This window comes from Pseudomonas sp. zfem004, from assembly GCF_032621715.1.
Lineage (GTDB): Bacteria > Pseudomonadota > Gammaproteobacteria > Pseudomonadales > Pseudomonadaceae > Aquipseudomonas > Aquipseudomonas sichuanensis.
Map to the genome: position 1 here is coordinate 1 of NZ_JAVYJF010000039.1, position 16,589 is coordinate 16,589.

A 16,589-nucleotide genomic window follows, 5' to 3' on the forward strand; every position below is an offset into this window, starting at 1 on the left:
CGGTCTTCAGGTTAGCCCGGGACGTGGGTCTTCGACCCCTGCCCGACCTTACTCTTATCGACTCAAAAAAATGGATGTCTGCAAACGGCCGATTACTTCGGACGCTTGGTACCGTACTTCGAACGACCCTGGTTACGGCCTTTGACGCCCGAAGTATCCAGAGAGCCGCGAACGGTGTGGTAACGAACACCTGGCAAGTCTTTTACACGGCCGCCACGGATCAGGACGACGCTGTGCTCTTGCAGGTTGTGGCCTTCACCACCGATGTACGAGGAAACCTCGAAACCGTTGGTCAGACGCACACGGCATACTTTACGCAGTGCCGAGTTAGGTTTTTTCGGCGTAGTGGTGTACACGCGGGTGCACACGCCACGACGTTGCGGGCAGTTCTGCAGCGCAGGAACGTCCGATTTCTCGACCGAACGCTTACGCGGCTGACGTACCAGCTGGTTGATAGTTGCCATCTACTAGCTCCACTGATTGCCTTGCGACTCAATTGTCTTGCAAGAAAGCCAAAAATTGGCGAGACGGAGCCTCACCAAATTTAAGGGTACAAAAGTCTACGGAGGATCTTGCACCCAGTCAAGACGAGGCCCCGGCCCTCCCCGCCCGATCATCGGCAACATTTCATGTCATCGATGGTCGCGCGGGGCTTGCCGGGGCCCTGCCCTGTACTTAGTTACCGCTGGAGTTCAGCGCTTCGGTCAGTGCGGCTTCCACCTCACTGGCGCTCACACGCAGCGGCTTGTCGGCTTCACGGCGGCGCTTGCGCTCGCTGTGATACGCCAGACCGGTACCGGCCGGGATCAGACGACCCACGACCACGTTCTCTTTCAGGCCGCGCAGGTAATCGCGCTTGCCGGTAACGGCCGCTTCGGTCAGTACGCGGGTGGTTTCCTGGAAGGAAGCCGCGGAAATGAACGACTCGGTCGACAGCGAGGCCTTGGTGATACCCAGCAGTACGCGGGTGAACTTCGAGATGAACTTGTCTTCGGCGGCGAGACGCTCGTTCTCGACCAGCACGTGAGTCAGTTCCATCTGGTCGCCCTTGATGAAGCTGGAGTCACCCGACTCGGCGATCTCGACCTTGCGCAGCATCTGGCGCAGGATGGTCTCGATGTGCTTGTCGTTGATCTTAACGCCTTGCAGACGGTAAACGTCCTGGATCTCGTTGACGATGTACTTCGCCAGCGCGCTTACACCCAGCAGACGCAGGATGTCGTGCGGATCGCTCGGGCCGTCAGAGATAACTTCGCCGCGGTTTACCTGTTCGCCTTCGAAGACGTTCAGGTGGCGCCACTTCGGAATCAGCTCTTCGTACGGATCGCTGCCATCGGTCGGAGTGATGACCAGACGGCGCTTGCCCTTGGTCTCTTTACCGAAGGCGATGGTGCCGCTGACTTCAGCCAGAATCGAGGCTTCTTTCGGACGACGCGCTTCGAACAGGTCGGCAACGCGTGGCAGACCACCGGTGATGTCACGGGTCTTCGAGGTTTCTTGCGGGATACGCGCAATAACGTCACCGACGCCGATCTGAGCACCGTCAGCCACACCGACGAGGGCGTTGGCTGGCAGGAAGTACTGAGCAGGTACGTCGGTACCTGGCAGGTACAGATCCTTGCCATTGGCATCGACCATCTTGATGGCCGGACGGATTTCCTTGCCAGCGGCAGGGCGATCCTTGACGTCCAGGACTTCAATGTTGGTCAGACCGGTCAGTTCGTCGGTCTGGCGCTTGATGGTGATGTTTTCTTCCATGCCCACGAAGGTCACGGTACCTTTCAGCTCGGTAACGATCGGGTGGGTGTGCGGGTCCCACTTGGCGACGATGGCGCCAGCTTCGACCTTGTCACCTTCCTTGACCGAAATCACCGCACCGTAAGGCAGCTTGTAGCGCTCACGCTCACGGCCGAACTCGTCGGCAATGGCCAGCTCGCCGGAACGCGACACGGCAACCAGGTTGCCATCGGCACGCTCGACCTGCTTCAGGTTGTGCAGACGCACCATACCGCCGTTCTTCACCTGGACGCTGTCGGCAGCCGAAGTACGGCTTGCAGCACCACCGATGTGGAACGTACGCATGGTCAGCTGGGTACCCGGCTCACCGATCGACTGTGCAGCGATAACGCCGACAGCTTCACCGATGTTCACCTGGTGACCGCGAGCCAGGTCGCGACCGTAGCACTTGGCGCAGATGCCGTAGCGGGTTTCGCAGCTGATCGGCGAACGCACGACCACTTCGTCGATGCTGTTCAGCTCGATGAACTCGACCCACTGCTCGTCGACCAGGGTGCCGGCAGGAACGATGACGTCCTCGGTACCTGGCTTGAACACGTCACGGGCGATGACACGACCCAGTACACGCTCACCCAGCGGCTCGACAACGTCGCCGCCTTCGATGTGCGGGGTCATCAGCAGACCCTGGTCGGTGCCGCAGTCGATCTCGGTCACGACCAGATCCTGGGCAACGTCTACCAGACGGCGAGTCAGGTAACCGGAGTTCGCAGTCTTCAGTGCGGTATCCGCCAGACCTTTACGAGCACCGTGAGTCGAGATGAAGTACTGCAGTACGCTCAGACCTTCACGGAAGTTCGCGGTGATCGGCGTCTCGATGATCGAGCCGTCCGGCTTGGCCATCAGGCCACGCATACCGGCCAGCTGACGGATCTGGGCCGCGGAACCACGAGCACCGGAGTCGGCCATCATGTACATCGAGTTGAAGGACTCTTGCTCGACTTCCTTGCCTTCGCGGTCGATGACCTTCTCTTTCGAGAGGTTGGCCATCATCGCCTTGGACACTTCGTCGTTCGCCTTCGACCACAAGTCGATGACCTTGTTGTACTTCTCGCCCTGGGTTACCAGGCCGGAGGCGTACTGGCTCTCGATTTCCTTCACTTCATCGGTAGCGTTACCGATGATGCGGGCTTTCTCGTCCGGGATAACGAAGTCGTTAACACCGATGGAAACGCCGGAAATGGTCGAGTAAGCGAAACCGGTGTACATCAGCTGGTCAGCGAAGATAACGGTCTCTTTCAGACCAACCACGCGGTAGCACTGGTTGATCAGCTTGGAGATCGCCTTCTTCTTCATCGGCTGGTTGACCACGTCGTACGGCAGGCCTGCCGGTACAACCTGGAACAGCAGCGCACGGCCGACAGTGGTGTCGACGATGCGGGTGTTCTTGACCACCGAACCGTCACGCTCTTTCACGGTTTCGTTGATACGAACCTTGATTTTCGCGTGCAGGGCAGCTTCGCCGGCGCGGAATACGCGGTCGACTTCCTGCAGGTCGGCGAATACGCGACCTTCGCCCTTGGCGTTGATGGCTTCACGGGTCATGTAGTACAGACCCAGTACAACGTCCTGCGACGGAACGATGATTGGCTCACCGTTGGCTGGCGACAGAATGTTGTTGGTCGACATCATCAGCGCGCGCGCTTCGAGCTGGGCTTCCAGCGTCAGCGGCACGTGAACGGCCATCTGGTCACCGTCGAAGTCGGCGTTGTACGCGGCGCAGACCAGCGGGTGCAGCTGGATAGCCTTACCTTCGATCAGTACCGGTTCAAAGGCCTGGATACCCAGACGGTGCAGGGTCGGTGCACGGTTGAGCAGTACGGGGTGTTCGCGAATCACTTCGGCGAGAACGTCCCACACCTCTGGCAGCTCGCGCTCGACCATCTTCTTGGCGGCCTTGATGGTGGTCGCCAGACCACGCATTTCCAGCTTGCCGAAAATGAACGGTTTGAACAGCTCGAGGGCCATCTTCTTCGGCAGACCGCACTGGTGCAGGCGCAGGGTCGGGCCTACGGTAATTACCGAGCGACCGGAGTAGTCCACGCGCTTACCGAGCAAGTTCTGACGGAAGCGACCTTGCTTACCTTTGATCATGTCGGCCAGCGACTTCAGCGGACGCTTGTTCGAGCCAGTGATGGCGCGACCGCGACGGCCGTTGTCGAGCAGGGCGTCGACCGCTTCCTGCAGCATGCGCTTTTCGTTGCGCACGATGATGTCCGGCGCCGACAGATCGAGCAGGCGCTTCAGACGGTTGTTACGGTTGATCACCCGACGATACAGGTCGTTCAGGTCGGAGGTCGCGAAGCGGCCGCCATCCAGCGGTACCAGCGGACGCAGGTCCGGCGGCAGGACTGGCAGGACGGTCAGGACCATCCACTCAGGCAGGTTGCCCGAGCCCTGGAAAGCTTCCATCAGCTTCAGGCGCTTGGACAGCTTCTTGATCTTGGTTTCCGAGTTGGTTTGCGGAATTTCTTCGCGCAGACGGCCAATCTCGTGCTCCAGGTCGATAGCGTGCAGCAGCTCGCGGACAGCCTCGGCACCCATGCGGGCATCGAAGTCGTCACCGAACTCTTCCAGCGCTTCGAAGTACTGTTCGTCGTTGAGCAGCTGGCCCTTCTCGAGGGTGGTCATGCCCGGGTCGATCACGACGTAGCTCTCGAAGTAGAGCACGCGCTCGATGTCACGCAGGGTCATGTCCATCAGCAGGCCGATACGGGACGGCAGCGACTTCAGGAACCAGATGTGGGCAACCGGCGAGGCCAGTTCGATGTGCGCCATGCGCTCACGACGAACCTTGGCCAGGGCGACTTCAACGCCGCACTTCTCGCAGATCACACCACGGTGCTTCAGGCGCTTGTACTTGCCGCACAGGCACTCGTAGTCCTTGACTGGGCCAAAGATCTTGGCGCAGAACAGGCCGTCACGCTCAGGCTTGAACGTACGGTAGTTGATGGTTTCCGGCTTCTTGACTTCACCGAACGACCACGAACGGATCATTTCAGGCGACGCCAGACCGATACGGATGGCGTCGAACTCTTCGACTTGACCCTGGTTTTTCAGCAAATTCAGTAGGTCTTTCAAGGCCTTTCCTCCTGGCGGAGCAGGGAGTGGGCAGCAGCTGCCGCACTCCCCTTCGCGTCACGTGTTATTCGGTTTCCAGATCGATGTCGATACCGAGCGAACGGATCTCTTTGATCAACACGTTGAAGGACTCGGGCATGCCCGGCTCCATACGGTGATCGCCATCCACGATGTTCTTGTACATCTTGGTACGGCCGTTCACGTCGTCCGACTTCACTGTGAGCATTTCTTGCAGGGTGTATGCCGCGCCGTATGCTTCCAGCGCCCACACTTCCATCTCCCCGAAACGCTGACCACCGAACTGCGCCTTACCACCCAGCGGCTGCTGGGTAACCAGGCTGTAAGAACCAGTGGAACGCGCGTGCATCTTGTCGTCCACCAAGTGGTTCAACTTGAGCATGTACATGTAACCAACGGTCACAGCACGCTCGAACTTGTTGCCGGTACGGCCATCGAACAGCACCATCTGGCCGCTTTCTGGCAGGTCTGCCAGTTTCAGCATGGCCTTGATCTCGCTCTCCTTGGCACCGTCGAAGACTGGAGTGGCCATTGGCACGCCCTTCTTCAAGTTGTGCGCCAGGGCGAGGATCTCTTCGTCGGTGAACTCGTCCAGGTTCTCCTGACGACCACCGATCTCGTTGTAGATCTCGGTGAGGAAACCACGCAGCTCAGCGGCTTTGCGCTGCTCTTCGATCATGCGGTCGATCTTCTCGCCCAGGCCTTTGGCCGCGAGGCCCAGGTGGGTTTCAAGGATCTGACCGACGTTCATACGCGAAGGTACGCCCAGCGGGTTCAGTACGACGTCGACCGGAGTACCGTTGGCGTCGTGCGGCATGTCTTCGACCGGCATGATCACCGAGACCACACCTTTGTTACCGTGACGACCGGCCATCTTGTCGCCCGGCTGGATGCGACGGCGGATTGCCAGGTAGACCTTGACGATCTTCAGTACGCCCGGAGCCAGGTCATCGCCCTGCTGCAGCTTGCGCTTCTTGTCTTCGAACTTGTCGTCCAGCAGACGGCGGCGATCGACGATGTACTGCTGAGCCTTTTCCAGCTGCTCGTTCAGTGCATCTTCGGCCATGCGCAGTTTGAACCACTGGCCGTGCTCCAGACCGTTCAGCACGTCGTCAGTGATCACGGTGCCTTTCTTCAGGCCCGCACCACCGTCAACCACCTGGCCGTTCAGCGCGGAACGCAGACGCTCGAAGGTTGCGCCTTCGACGATGCGGAACTCTTCGTTCAGGTCCTTGCGGATCTCGTCCAGCTGCATCTTCTCGATGGACAGGGCGCGGCTGTCGCGCTCAACGCCATCACGGGTGAAGACCTGTACGTCGATGACGGTACCCTTGGTGCCGGTCGGCACGCGCAGGGAGGTGTCTTTGACGTCGCTGGCCTTCTCACCGAAGATCGCGCGCAGCAGTTTTTCTTCCGGCGTCAGCTGGGTCTCGCCTTTCGGAGTGACCTTGCCGACCAGGATGTCACCAGCGCCGACTTCGGCACCTACGTAGACGATACCGGCTTCGTCCAGCTTGTTCAGCGCAGCTTCACCCACGTTCGGGATGTCCGCGGTGATTTCCTCTGGGCCAAGCTTGGTGTCACGGGCCACACAGGTCAGTTCCTGGATGTGGATCGTGGTGAAGCGGTCTTCCTGAACCACGCGCTCCGACAGACAGATGGAGTCTTCGAAGTTGAAACCGTTCCAGGCCATGAACGCGATGCGCATGTTCTGACCCAGCGCCAGTTCACCCATGTCGGTGGACGGGCCGTCGGCCATGATGTCGTTGCGCTTGACCACGTCACCCTTGCTCACCAGCGGACGCTGGTTGATGCAGGTGTTCTGGTTGGAACGGGTGTATTTGGTCAGGTTGTAGATGTCGACACCGGCTTCACCGGTTTCTACTTCGTCATCGGCAACACGCACCACGATACGGCTGGCATCGACGGAGTCGATCACGCCGCCACGACGGGCCACGACGCAGACGCCGGAGTCACGGGCAACGTTGCGCTCCATGCCGGTACCGACCAGCGGCTTGTCGGCACGCAGGGTAGGTACAGCCTGACGCTGCATGTTCGAACCCATCAACGCACGGTTGGCGTCGTCGTGCTCGAGGAACGGAATCAGCGACGCAGCAACCGAAACTACCTGCTTCGGCGAAACGTCCATCAGGGTGACGTCTTCCGGCGCCTTGACGGTGAATTCGTTCAGGTGACGGACCGCTACCAGCTCGTCGATCAGCTGCTTCTTCTCGTTCATCGCGGCCGAAGCCTGGGCGATGACGTGATCGGCTTCTTCGATCGCGGACAGGAACACGATGTCGTCGCTGACCACACCCTCTTTCACCACGCGGTACGGGCTTTCCAGGAAGCCGTACTGGTTGGTGCGGGCGTAGGCCGCCAGGGAGTTGATCAGACCGATGTTCGGGCCTTCCGGCGTTTCGATCGGGCACACGCGGCCGTAGTGGGTCGGGTGTACGTCACGGACTTCGAAGCCAGCGCGCTCACGGGTCAGACCGCCAGGGCCGAGTGCAGAGACACGACGCTTGTGGGTGATCTCGGAGAGCGGGTTGTTCTGGTCCATGAACTGCGAGAGCTGGCTGGAGCCGAAGAACTCTTTCACCGCCGCCGCAACCGGCTTGGCGTTGATCAGGTCTTGCGGCATCAGGCCTTCGCTTTCAGCCATCGACAGACGCTCTTTGACCGCACGCTCTACGCGCACCAGGCCAACGCGGAACTGGTTCTCGGCCATCTCGCCGACGCAACGGACGCGACGGTTACCCAGGTGGTCGATATCGTCGACGATGCCTTTGCCGTTACGGATGTCGACCAGGGTCTTGAGAACCTCGACGATGTCTTCCTTGCTCAGCACGCCCGAACCTTCGATCTCGGTACGACCGATACGACGGTTGAACTTCATGCGACCAACGGCGGACAGGTCGTAACGCTCGGCGCTGAAGAACAGGTTGTTGAACAGGGTCTCGGCGGCGTCCTTTGTTGGCGGCTCGCCCGGACGCATCATGCGGTAGATCTCGACCAGCGCTTCCAGTTGGTTGCTGGTGGTATCGATCTTCAGGGTGTCCGAAATGAACGGACCGCAGTCGATGTCGTTGGTGTAAAGCGTTTCGATGCGAACGACCTGGGCCTTGGCGACCTTGACCAGCAGGTCGGTGGTCAGCTCGGTGTTGCACTCGGCCAGGATCTCGCCGGTAGCAGGGTGCACGATCGCCTTGGCGGTGGTGCGGCCCAGCATGTACTCCAGCGGCACGTCCAGCTGTTTCACGCCAGCCTTTTCCAGCTGGTTGATGTGGCGCGCGGTGATACGGCGGCCCTGCTCGACGATGACCTTGCCGGAATCGTCATGGATGTCCATGACCGCAACTTCACCACGCAGACGCTGAGGTACCAGCTCCAGGCTCAGTTTTTCGCCGGAAACGTGGAATACGTTGGTGGTGTAGAAGGTGTTCAGAACCTCTTCGGTGCTGTAACCCAGGGCGCGCAGCAGTACCGAGGCCGGCAGTTTGCGGCGACGGTCGATACGGACGAACACGCAGTCCTTCGGGTCGAACTCGAAGTCCAGCCACGAACCGCGGTAAGGGATGATACGTGCGGAGTACAGCAGCTTGCCCGAGCTGTGGGTCTTGCCACGGTCGTGGTCGAAGAACACACCCGGCGAACGGTGCAGCTGGGAGACGATCACACGCTCGGTACCGTTGATAACGAAGGTACCGTTCTCAGTCATCAGGGGGATTTCACCCATGTAGACTTCTTGCTCTTTGATGTCCTTGATCGCTTTGTTCGACGATTCCTTGTCGAAGATGATCAGGCGCACCTTCACCCGCAGCGGGACCGCAAAGGTCACACCGCGCAGGACACATTCCTTCACATCGAAGGCCGGCTCACCCAGGCGGTAGCCGACGTACTCCAGGGCAGCATTGCCGGAGTAGCTGATGATCGGGAATACCGATTTGAAGGCCGCATGCAGGCCGATGTCGCGGAACTGGTCCTTGGATGCTCCTGCCTGCAGGAATTCGCGATACGAATCCAGCTGGATTGCCAGGAGGTAAGGCACGTCCATGACGTCCGGCAACTTGCTAAAGTCCTTGCGGATACGTTTTTTCTCAGTGTATGAGTAAGCCATCAGCATTCCCCAGCTTGGTCACCTGCTTGTTTGGCATCTCCCGGCGGGAGCAGCCAGAAAATCGTGCAAACCCCTTGGTTTGCGCCACCCTCATGGTGGTTACCGCTCGTTATCGGGGCCGACCTGATCGGCCACCAATAACGGAAAAAGGCCGGTGGCATAAGCCACCAGCCATCAGCCCTTCGCTTAACGCTCGGGCTGGCATCGCACAGTCGAAATTACTTCAGCTCGACTTTGGCGCCTGCTTCTTCCAGCTTCTTCTTAGCGTCTTCAGCGGCTTCTTTCGAAACGCCTTCAGCTACAACCTGAGGAGCGCCGTCGACTTTCTCTTTGGCTTCTTTCAGGCCCAGACCGGTCAGTTCGCGAACGGCTTTAATGACGTTCACTTTCTTGTCGCCGGCTTCAACCAGAACAACGTTGAACTCGGTCTGCTCTTCAACAACGGCAGCAGCAGCAGCTGGGCCAGCAGCGGCAACAGCAGCGGTAACGCCGAAGGTTTCTTCCATTGCTTTGATCAGCTCAACAACTTCCAGAACGGTTTTCTGGCCGATTGCTTCGATGATTTGCTCGTTAGTCAGGGACATGACTTAAATCCTGTATTGGGGTGACAGCCTAAGCAGCTATCAAATTAAACGTATGATTCGAAAGAGTTTCGCGCGCCTTAGGCGGCGGTTGCTTCTTTCTGGTCGCGAATAGCTGCCAGGGTGCGGGCCAGCTTGCTGGTAGCGCCTTGGATCACGCTCATCAGCTTCGCGATGGCCTCGTCGCGAGTCGGCAGGGTAGCCAACACGTCGATCTGGTTCGCTGCAATGAACTTGCCGTCAAACGCAGCTGCCTTGATCTCGAACTTGCTCTGACCCTTGGCGAACTCTTTGAACAGACGGGCAGCAGCGCCCGGGTGCTCGTTGGAGAAAGCGATCAGGGTCGGGCCAGTGAAGGCGTCGTTGAGGACACTGAATTCAGTGTCAGCAACAGCGCGCTTGAGCAGGGTGTTACGTACGACACGTACGTATACGCCAGCTTCACGAGCCTCTTTACGGAGTCCGGTCATTGCGCCTACAGTCACACCACGGGCATCAGCCACGACAGCGGACAGAGCGACTTTGGCAGCCTCGTTGACTTCAGCGACGATGGCCTTCTTGTCTTCGAGTTTAATTGCCACGGGTAAAACTCCTGCTTGTTACCGTTTCATCTGGCCGAAGCCGGATGTCGTTTTGGTGTCTGATTCGGTAAGGAACCGGGAGCACCATCTGCGTAGGCTGGTTGTTTAAGGCTTGCGCCGCCTACGGTCTTGGATAGCCCCCGCCAGGCAGGGACCCCAATTTTTGCTGCTGGCGGGCATGACGCCCGCCAACACTGTCTTACACGTTCAGCGAGCTCTGATCGATCATCAGGCCTGGGCCCATAGTGGTGCTCAGGGTAACGCGCTTGACGTAGATACCTTTCGAGGAAGCCGGCTTGATACGCTTCAGATCAGCGATCAGGGCTTCAACGTTTTCCTTCAGCTTGCCAGCTTCGAAGCCGACTTTGCCAACGGAGGTGTGGATGATACCGTTTTTGTCGGTGCGGTAGCGAACCTGACCAGCCTTGGCGTTTTTCACGGCAGTGGCTACGTCTGGCGAAACGGTACCGACTTTCGGGTTAGGCATCAGGCCGCGAGGACCCAGAACCTGACCCAGCTGACCTACAACGCGCATGGCATCAGGCGATGCGATAACGACGTCATAGTTCAGGTCGCCGGCTTTCATTTCGGCAGCCAGGTCGTCCATACCTACACGGTCAGCGCCGGCAGCCAGAGCGGCTTCAGCAGCTGGACCCTGGGTGAAGACGGCAACGCGTACGGTCTTGCCAGTGCCGTGTGGCAGCACGGTAGCGCTACGTACGACCTGGTCGGATTTACGCGGGTCAACACCGAGGTTTACGGCGATGTCGTACGACTCGACGAATTTGGCGTTCGGCAGCGAAGCCAGCAGAGCTGCGGCTTCTTCGAAGTTGTAGGCCTTGCCTGCTTCGATTTTCTCGGCGATAGCCTTTTGGCGCTTGGTCAGCTTAGCCATTACACACCCTCCACGTTCAGGCCCATGCTGCGGGCAGAGCCAGCGATGGTGCGTACAGCAGCGTCCAGGTCAGCAGCAGTCAGATCGGCCTGCTTGGTCTTGGCGATCTCTTCCAGCTGAGCGCGGGTCACGGTACCGACCTTGACGGTGTTCGGACGAGCCGAACCACTGGTCAGGCCAGCAGCTTTCTTCAGCAGAACCGAGGCAGGGGTGCTCTTGGTTTCGAAGGTGAAGCTACGGTCACTGTAGACAGTGATGATCACAGGAGTCGGCAGGCCGGCTTCTTGACCCTGAGTACGGGCGTTGAAGGCCTTGCAGAATTCCATGATGTTCACACCGTGTTGACCCAGTGCTGGACCAACGGGTGGGCTAGGGTTGGCCTGGCCGGCCTTTACTTGCAGCTTGATGTAAGCCTGAATCTTCTTAGCCATGAGCTACTCCAATATCGGGTACGAACGCCAGATGGCTCCCCGGATGACTTGCGTTTTATCCCAGTGACGACAAAACCCCGCAGCACATAGGGCTGCGGGGTATGGGATGCGTCGTTCGGCTAGACCTTCTCGACCTGGCTGAACTCGAGCTCCACCGGAGTAGAGCGACCGAAAATGAGCACTGCAACCTGCAGACGGCTCTTCTCGTAGTTAACCTCTTCGACACTGCCATTGAAGTCGGCGAATGGACCGTCAATGACGCGAACCACTTCACCCGGCTCGAACAGCGTCTTCGGCTTCGGCTTGTCACTGCCGTCGGCTACGCGACGCAGGATGGCCTCAGCCTCTTTATCGGTGATCGGCGCAGGCTTGTCTGCGGTACCACCAATGAAACCCATGACCCGAGGGGTATCCTTGACAAGGTGCCAAGTCCCTTCGTTCATTTCCATCTGGACCAATACATAGCCAGGGAAGAATTTGCGCTCACTTTTGCGCTTCTGGCCATTGCGCATTTCAACGACTTCTTCGGTCGGGACCAGGATCTCGCCGAATTCGTCTTCCATGCCAGCCAGCTTGACGCGCTCTACCAGGGAGCGCATCACATGCTTCTCGTAACCCGAGTAAGCATGCACTACGTACCAACGCTTAGCCACGGGACACCCTTAGCCAACAATCAAGGAGACCGCCCAGCCGAGCAGGGAGTCAAGACCCCACAGCAGCAGCGCCATAACCAGAACAACAGCCACTACGATGAGCGTGGTCTGAGTGGTTTCTTGGCGGGTCGGCCACACGACTTTACGGATCTCAGTACGAGCTTCCTTCGCCAACGCAAAAAACGACTTACCCTTCGCAGTTTGCAGGGCAACAAAGCCAGCAACCGCAGCCAGGGCAAGAAGTGCGAGAACGCGATACAGGATCGGCGATGCCGAGTAATACTGATTACCCACGACAGCAACAACCACCAAAGCCACTACAGCCAGCCACTTGAACAGATCAAAACGCGATTCTTGGGCTTCAGTTTTGGGGGTCATCGAGGAGGATCCTGTAAGAAGAAAGCCATCACACCGAGGTGAATGGCAGGTCAGGAGGGAATCGAACCCCCAACCTACGGTTTTGGAGACCGTCGCTCTGCCAATTGAGCTACTGACCTGTAACGCTGTATCAGGCCGGCAATTATACCGGCCTGATCAAGTAAATCAACTACTTATTCGATAATTTTTGCTACGACGCCGGCACCGACGGTACGACCGCCTTCACGGATGGCGAAGCGCAGACCATCTTCCATTGCGATGGTCTTGATCAGGGTGACTTCCATCTGGATGTTGTCACCTGGCATTACCATCTCAACGCCTTCTGGCAGCTGGCAGTTACCGGTTACGTCAGTAGTACGGAAGTAGAACTGAGGACGGTAGCCTTTGAAGAACGGAGTGTGACGACCGCCTTCTTCCTTCGACAGAACGTAGACTTCTGCGGTGAACTTGGTGTGCGGCTTGACCGAACCTGGCTTGACCAGAACCTGGCCACGCTCAACGTCGTCACGCTTGGTACCACGCAGCAGGACGCCGCAGTTCTCGCCAGCACGACCTTCGTCCAGCAGCTTGCGGAACATCTCAACGCCGGTGCAGGTGGTGGTGGTGGTGTCACGCAGACCAACGATTTCCAGCGGGTCTTGAACCTTGACGATACCGCGCTCGATACGGCCGGTAACAACGGTACCGCGACCGGAGATCGAGAAYACGTCTTCGATTGGCATCAGGAACGGCTTGTCGATAGCACGCTCTGGCTCTGGGATGTAGCTRTCCAGAGTTTCAACCAGACGCTTGACAGCGGTGGTACCCATTTCGTTGTCGTCTTTGCCTTCCAGCGCCATACGAGCCGAACCGATGATGATCGGGGTGTCGTCGCCTGGGAAGTCGTAGGTGGACAGCAGGTCGCGAACTTCCATCTCGACCAGTTCCAGCAGCTCAGCGTCGTCTACCAGGTCAGCCTTGTTCAGGAAGACCACGATGTACGGAACGCCAACCTGACGGGACAGCAGGATGTGCTCACGGGTTTGTGGCATCGGACCATCGGCGGCCGAGCAAACCAGGATCGCGCCGTCCATCTGGGCAGCACCGGTGATCATGTTCTTCACGTAGTCAGCGTGACCTGGGCAGTCAACGTGAGCGTAGTGACGAATGTTCGAGTTGTACTCGACGTGCGCGGTGTTGATGGTGATACCGCGAGCTTTTTCTTCCGGAGCCGAGTCGATCTTGTCGAACTCAACGACGGCCGAACCGAAAACTTCGGAGCAGACGCGGGTCAGAGCTGCGGTCAGAGTGGTCTTACCGTGGTCAACGTGGCCGATGGTGCCGACGTTAACGTGGGGAAGGGAACGATCAAATTTTTCTTTAGCCACGACAGTGAACCTCTTGCCTAAAGGGGATTAGCCTTGTTTTTTAACGAGTGCTTCGACGATGTTCGACGGAGCTTCGGCGTATTTGGAGAATTCCATGGAGTAGCTTGCGCGACCCTGAGACATGGAACGAACGTCGGTCGCGTAACCGAACATCTCTCCGAGCGGCACCTCAGCAGTGATTACCTTGCCGGACACCGAGTCTTCATTACCCTGGATCATCCCACGACGACGGCTCAGGTCACCCATCACGTCACCCAGGTAATCTTCCGGGGTTACAACCTCGACCTTCATGATCGGTTCGAGGACCACGCCACCGCCCTTCTGGGCCAGTTGCTTGGTAGCCATCGAAGCAGCGATTTTGAACGCCATTTCGTTGGAGTCGACGTCGTGGTACGAACCGTCGAATACAGTAGCCTTCAGGCCGAGGAGCGGATAGCCGGCAACAACGCCGTTCTTCATCTGCTCTTCGATACCCTTCTGGATCGGGGCGATGAATTCCTTAGGAATCACACCACCAACGACTTCGTTGGAGAACACCAGACCTTCGGTGATGTTGCCCTTCTCGTCCACGTCCGGCTCCGAGAAACGGATCCAGCAGTGACCGAACTGACCACGACCACCCGACTGACGAACGAACTTGCCTTCGATCTCGACGTTGGACTTGGTGATCTTCTCGCGGTACGAAACCTGCGGCTTGCCGACGTTGCACTCGACGTTGAACTCGCGCTTCATGCGGTCAACGAGGATGTCCAGGTGCAGCTCACCCATACCGGAGATGATGGTCTGGCCGGTTTCTTCGTCGGTCTTGACGCGGAACGACGGGTCTTCCTGAGCCAGTTTGCCCAGAGCGATACCCATCTTCTCCTGGTCAGCCTTGGTTTTCGGCTCTACGGAGAGCGAAATTACCGGCTCAGGGAAGTCCATACGCTCGAGGATGATCGGCTTGTCGGCGTTGCACAGGGTGTCACCGGTGGTGACGTCCTTCATGCCGATCAGAGCAGCGATGTCGCCAGCGCGTACTTCTTTGATCTCTTCACGCTGGTTGGCGTGCATCTGCACCATACGGCCAACGCGTTCTTTCTTGCCCTTGACCGAGTTGATGACGGAGTCACCGGAGGTCAGGAAGCCCGAGTAAACGCGGACGAAGGTCAGAGTACCAACGAACGGGTCGGTAGCGATCTTGAACGCCAGGGCCGAGAACGGCTCGTTGTCGTCAGCAGGACGCTCGTCGTACTGTTCAGCAGTGACCTCATCCTTCGGCACGTCGATCAGGTCAGGGTGGATACCCTTGATCGCCGGGATTTCGGTCGGAGCTGGCAGGAAGTCGATAACGGCATCGAGAACCAGGGGAACGCCCTTGTTCTTGAACGACGAACCGCAGACAGCAGGAACGATCTCGCTCGCCAGGGTACGGGCGCGCAGACCAGCCTTGATGTCTTCGACGGACAGGTCACCTTCTTCAAGGTACTTGTTCATCAGCTCTTCGTTGGCCTCGGCAGCAGCCTCGACCATGTTGCTGCGCCATTCGTTGGCCAGGTCCACCAGCTCAGCAGGAATCTCTTCCTCGCGATAGGTGGTGCCTTTGTCGTCATCGTTCCAGTAGATGGCTTTCATCTTGATCAGGTCAACCTGACCCTGGAAGTCGTCTTCTGCACCGATAGCCAGCTGGACCGGAACCGGGGTGTGACCCAGGCGGTTCTTGATCTGGCCGATAACGCGCAGGAAGTTGGCACCGGCACGGTCCATCTTGTTCACGTAAACAACACGTGGAACGCCGTACTTGTTGGCCTGACGCCATACGGTTTCGGACTGCGGCTCAACGCCGGAGGTACCGCAGAACACAACGACCGCGCCGTCGAGTACACGCAGCGAACGCTCTACTTCAATGGTGAAGTCAACGTGGCCGGGGGTATCGATGACGTTTACGCGGTAGTTGTCGTACTGACCACGGGAACCTTTCCAGAAGGTGGTAACAGCAGCGGAGGTAATGGTGATACCGCGCTCTTGCTCTTGCACCATCCAGTCGGTGGTCGCGGCGCCGTCATGCACCTCGCCCATCTTGTGGCTCAGACCTGTGTAGAACAGGATCCGCTCGGTAGTGGTGGTCTTGCCCGCGTCAACGTGGGCACAGATACCAATGTTACGGTAGCGGTTAATTGCTGTAGTACGAGCCATAAAGCCCTCGCAAAATGATTGATGCTTGAATTAGAAGCGGTAGTGCGAGAACGCTTTGTTGGCTTCAGCCATACGGTGAACGTCTTCACGCTTCTTGACTGCAGCACCTTTGCCTTCGGCAGCATCCAGCAGTTCACCGGCCAGGCGCAGGGCCATCGACTTCTCGCCGCGCTTGCGGGCGTAGTCTACGAGCCAGCGCATTGCCAGAGCGTTACGACGGGATGGACGAACTTCAACCGGAACCTGGTAAGTGGCACCGCCAACACGGCGGGACTTAACTTCGACCAGCGGAGCGATGGCGTCGAGAGCTTTCTCGAAGATTTCCAGGGGGTCGCTGTTCTTGCGTGCTTTGACGGTATCCAGGGCACCGTAAACGATGCGCTCGGCTACGGCCTTCTTGCCGCTTTCCATCACGTGGTTCATGAACTTGGCGAGGATCTGGGATCCGTACTTCGGATCGTCAAGGATCTCACGTTTTGCTGCTACACGACGTCTTGGCATGATAAGCCCTCAAA

12 protein-coding genes and 1 tRNA gene are annotated in these 16,589 nt (G+C 58.4%); all 13 read right to left on the reverse strand.

Features of this window, described 5'->3' with window-relative positions:
- Window positions 1-92: 92 nt before the first annotated feature.
- The 13 genes from rpsL to rpsG all read right to left on the reverse strand — a co-directional run bounded on the left by rpsL (window position 93) and on the right by rpsG (window position 16,575).
- Window positions 93-464 carry a 30S ribosomal protein S12 gene (rpsL, locus tag RTH46_RS25585; RefSeq protein WP_003255492.1) on the reverse strand — a complete coding sequence of 124 codons (372 nt, stop codon included), beginning with the start codon at window positions 462-464 and terminating at the stop codon, window positions 93-95.
- Between the two features lie 211 nt (window positions 465-675).
- Window positions 676-4,875, reverse strand: coding sequence for a DNA-directed RNA polymerase subunit beta' (gene rpoC / locus RTH46_RS25590; protein ID WP_125462382.1), 4,200 nt, complete (start codon window positions 4,873-4,875; stop codon window positions 676-678).
- 64 nt (window positions 4,876-4,939) lie between these two features.
- Window positions 4,940-9,013: a DNA-directed RNA polymerase subunit beta gene (gene rpoB, locus RTH46_RS25595; protein WP_110996447.1), complete on the reverse strand. Its 4,074-nt coding sequence runs from the start codon at window positions 9,011-9,013 to the stop codon at window positions 4,940-4,942.
- 218 nt (window positions 9,014-9,231) lie between these two features.
- On the reverse strand, window positions 9,232-9,597 hold the full coding sequence (rplL, locus tag RTH46_RS25600; protein ID WP_003255496.1) for a 50S ribosomal protein L7/L12: 366 nt from the start codon (window positions 9,595-9,597) through the stop codon (window positions 9,232-9,234).
- Between the two features lie 77 nt (window positions 9,598-9,674).
- Entirely contained in the window at window positions 9,675-10,175 is a 501-nt protein-coding gene (gene rplJ / locus RTH46_RS25605; RefSeq protein WP_110996444.1) for a 50S ribosomal protein L10, read from the reverse strand.
- A 199-nt stretch (window positions 10,176-10,374) separates the two neighbouring features.
- Window positions 10,375-11,070 (reverse strand): 50S ribosomal protein L1, encoded by a 696-nt coding sequence (gene rplA, locus RTH46_RS25610; protein ID WP_110996445.1) that lies wholly within the window; start codon window positions 11,068-11,070, stop codon window positions 10,375-10,377.
- Complete coding sequence (rplK, locus tag RTH46_RS25615; protein WP_027595466.1) at window positions 11,070-11,501, reverse strand: 50S ribosomal protein L11; 432 nt, start codon at window positions 11,499-11,501, stop codon at window positions 11,070-11,072. Before rplK ends, rplA begins: the two co-directional genes overlap by 1 nt.
- A gap of 119 nt (window positions 11,502-11,620) precedes the next feature.
- On the reverse strand, window positions 11,621-12,154 hold the full coding sequence (gene nusG / locus RTH46_RS25620) for a transcription termination/antitermination protein NusG (protein ID WP_110996446.1): 534 nt from the start codon (window positions 12,152-12,154) through the stop codon (window positions 11,621-11,623).
- Between the two features lie 9 nt (window positions 12,155-12,163).
- A complete protein-coding gene (secE, locus tag RTH46_RS25625) occupies window positions 12,164-12,532 on the reverse strand; it encodes a preprotein translocase subunit SecE (protein WP_079226343.1) in 369 nt (122 codons plus the stop codon).
- 43 nt (window positions 12,533-12,575) lie between these two features.
- A tRNA-Trp gene (locus RTH46_RS25630) sits at window positions 12,576-12,651 on the reverse strand.
- Between the two features lie 54 nt (window positions 12,652-12,705).
- Window positions 12,706-13,899 carry an elongation factor Tu gene (gene tuf, locus RTH46_RS25635; RefSeq protein WP_279847098.1) on the reverse strand — a complete coding sequence of 398 codons (1,194 nt, stop codon included), beginning with the start codon at window positions 13,897-13,899 and terminating at the stop codon, window positions 12,706-12,708.
- A 27-nt stretch (window positions 13,900-13,926) separates the two neighbouring features.
- Window positions 13,927-16,074 carry an elongation factor G gene (gene fusA / locus RTH46_RS25640; protein ID WP_279847099.1) on the reverse strand — a complete coding sequence of 716 codons (2,148 nt, stop codon included), beginning with the start codon at window positions 16,072-16,074 and terminating at the stop codon, window positions 13,927-13,929.
- 30 nt (window positions 16,075-16,104) lie between these two features.
- Window positions 16,105-16,575 carry a 30S ribosomal protein S7 gene (rpsG, locus tag RTH46_RS25645; protein ID WP_003246741.1) on the reverse strand — a complete coding sequence of 157 codons (471 nt, stop codon included), beginning with the start codon at window positions 16,573-16,575 and terminating at the stop codon, window positions 16,105-16,107.
- Window positions 16,576-16,589: the final 14 nt, after the last annotated feature.

Excerpts from the sequence above, each read along its gene's own strand:
- secE (WP_079226343.1), bottom strand. The coding sequence starts at position 12,532 with ATGACCCCCAAAACTGAAGCCCAAGAATCGCGTTTTGATCTGTTCAAG.
- rplL (WP_003255496.1), bottom strand. The coding sequence starts at position 9,597 with ATGTCCCTGACTAACGAGCAAATCATCGAAGCAATCGGCCAGAAAACC.
- rpoB (WP_110996447.1), bottom strand. The coding sequence starts at position 9,013 with ATGGCTTACTCATACACTGAGAAAAAACGTATCCGCAAGGACTTTAGC.
- rplA (WP_110996445.1), bottom strand. The coding sequence starts at position 11,070 with ATGGCTAAGCTGACCAAGCGCCAAAAGGCTATCGCCGAGAAAATCGAA.
- rpsL (WP_003255492.1), bottom strand. The coding sequence starts at position 464 with ATGGCAACTATCAACCAGCTGGTACGTCAGCCGCGTAAGCGTTCGGTC.
- rplK (WP_027595466.1), bottom strand. The coding sequence starts at position 11,501 with ATGGCTAAGAAGATTCAGGCTTACATCAAGCTGCAAGTAAAGGCCGGC.
- rpsG (WP_003246741.1), bottom strand. The coding sequence starts at position 16,575 with ATGCCAAGACGTCGTGTAGCAGCAAAACGTGAGATCCTTGACGATCCG.
- fusA (WP_279847099.1), bottom strand. The coding sequence starts at position 16,074 with ATGGCTCGTACTACAGCAATTAACCGCTACCGTAACATTGGTATCTGT.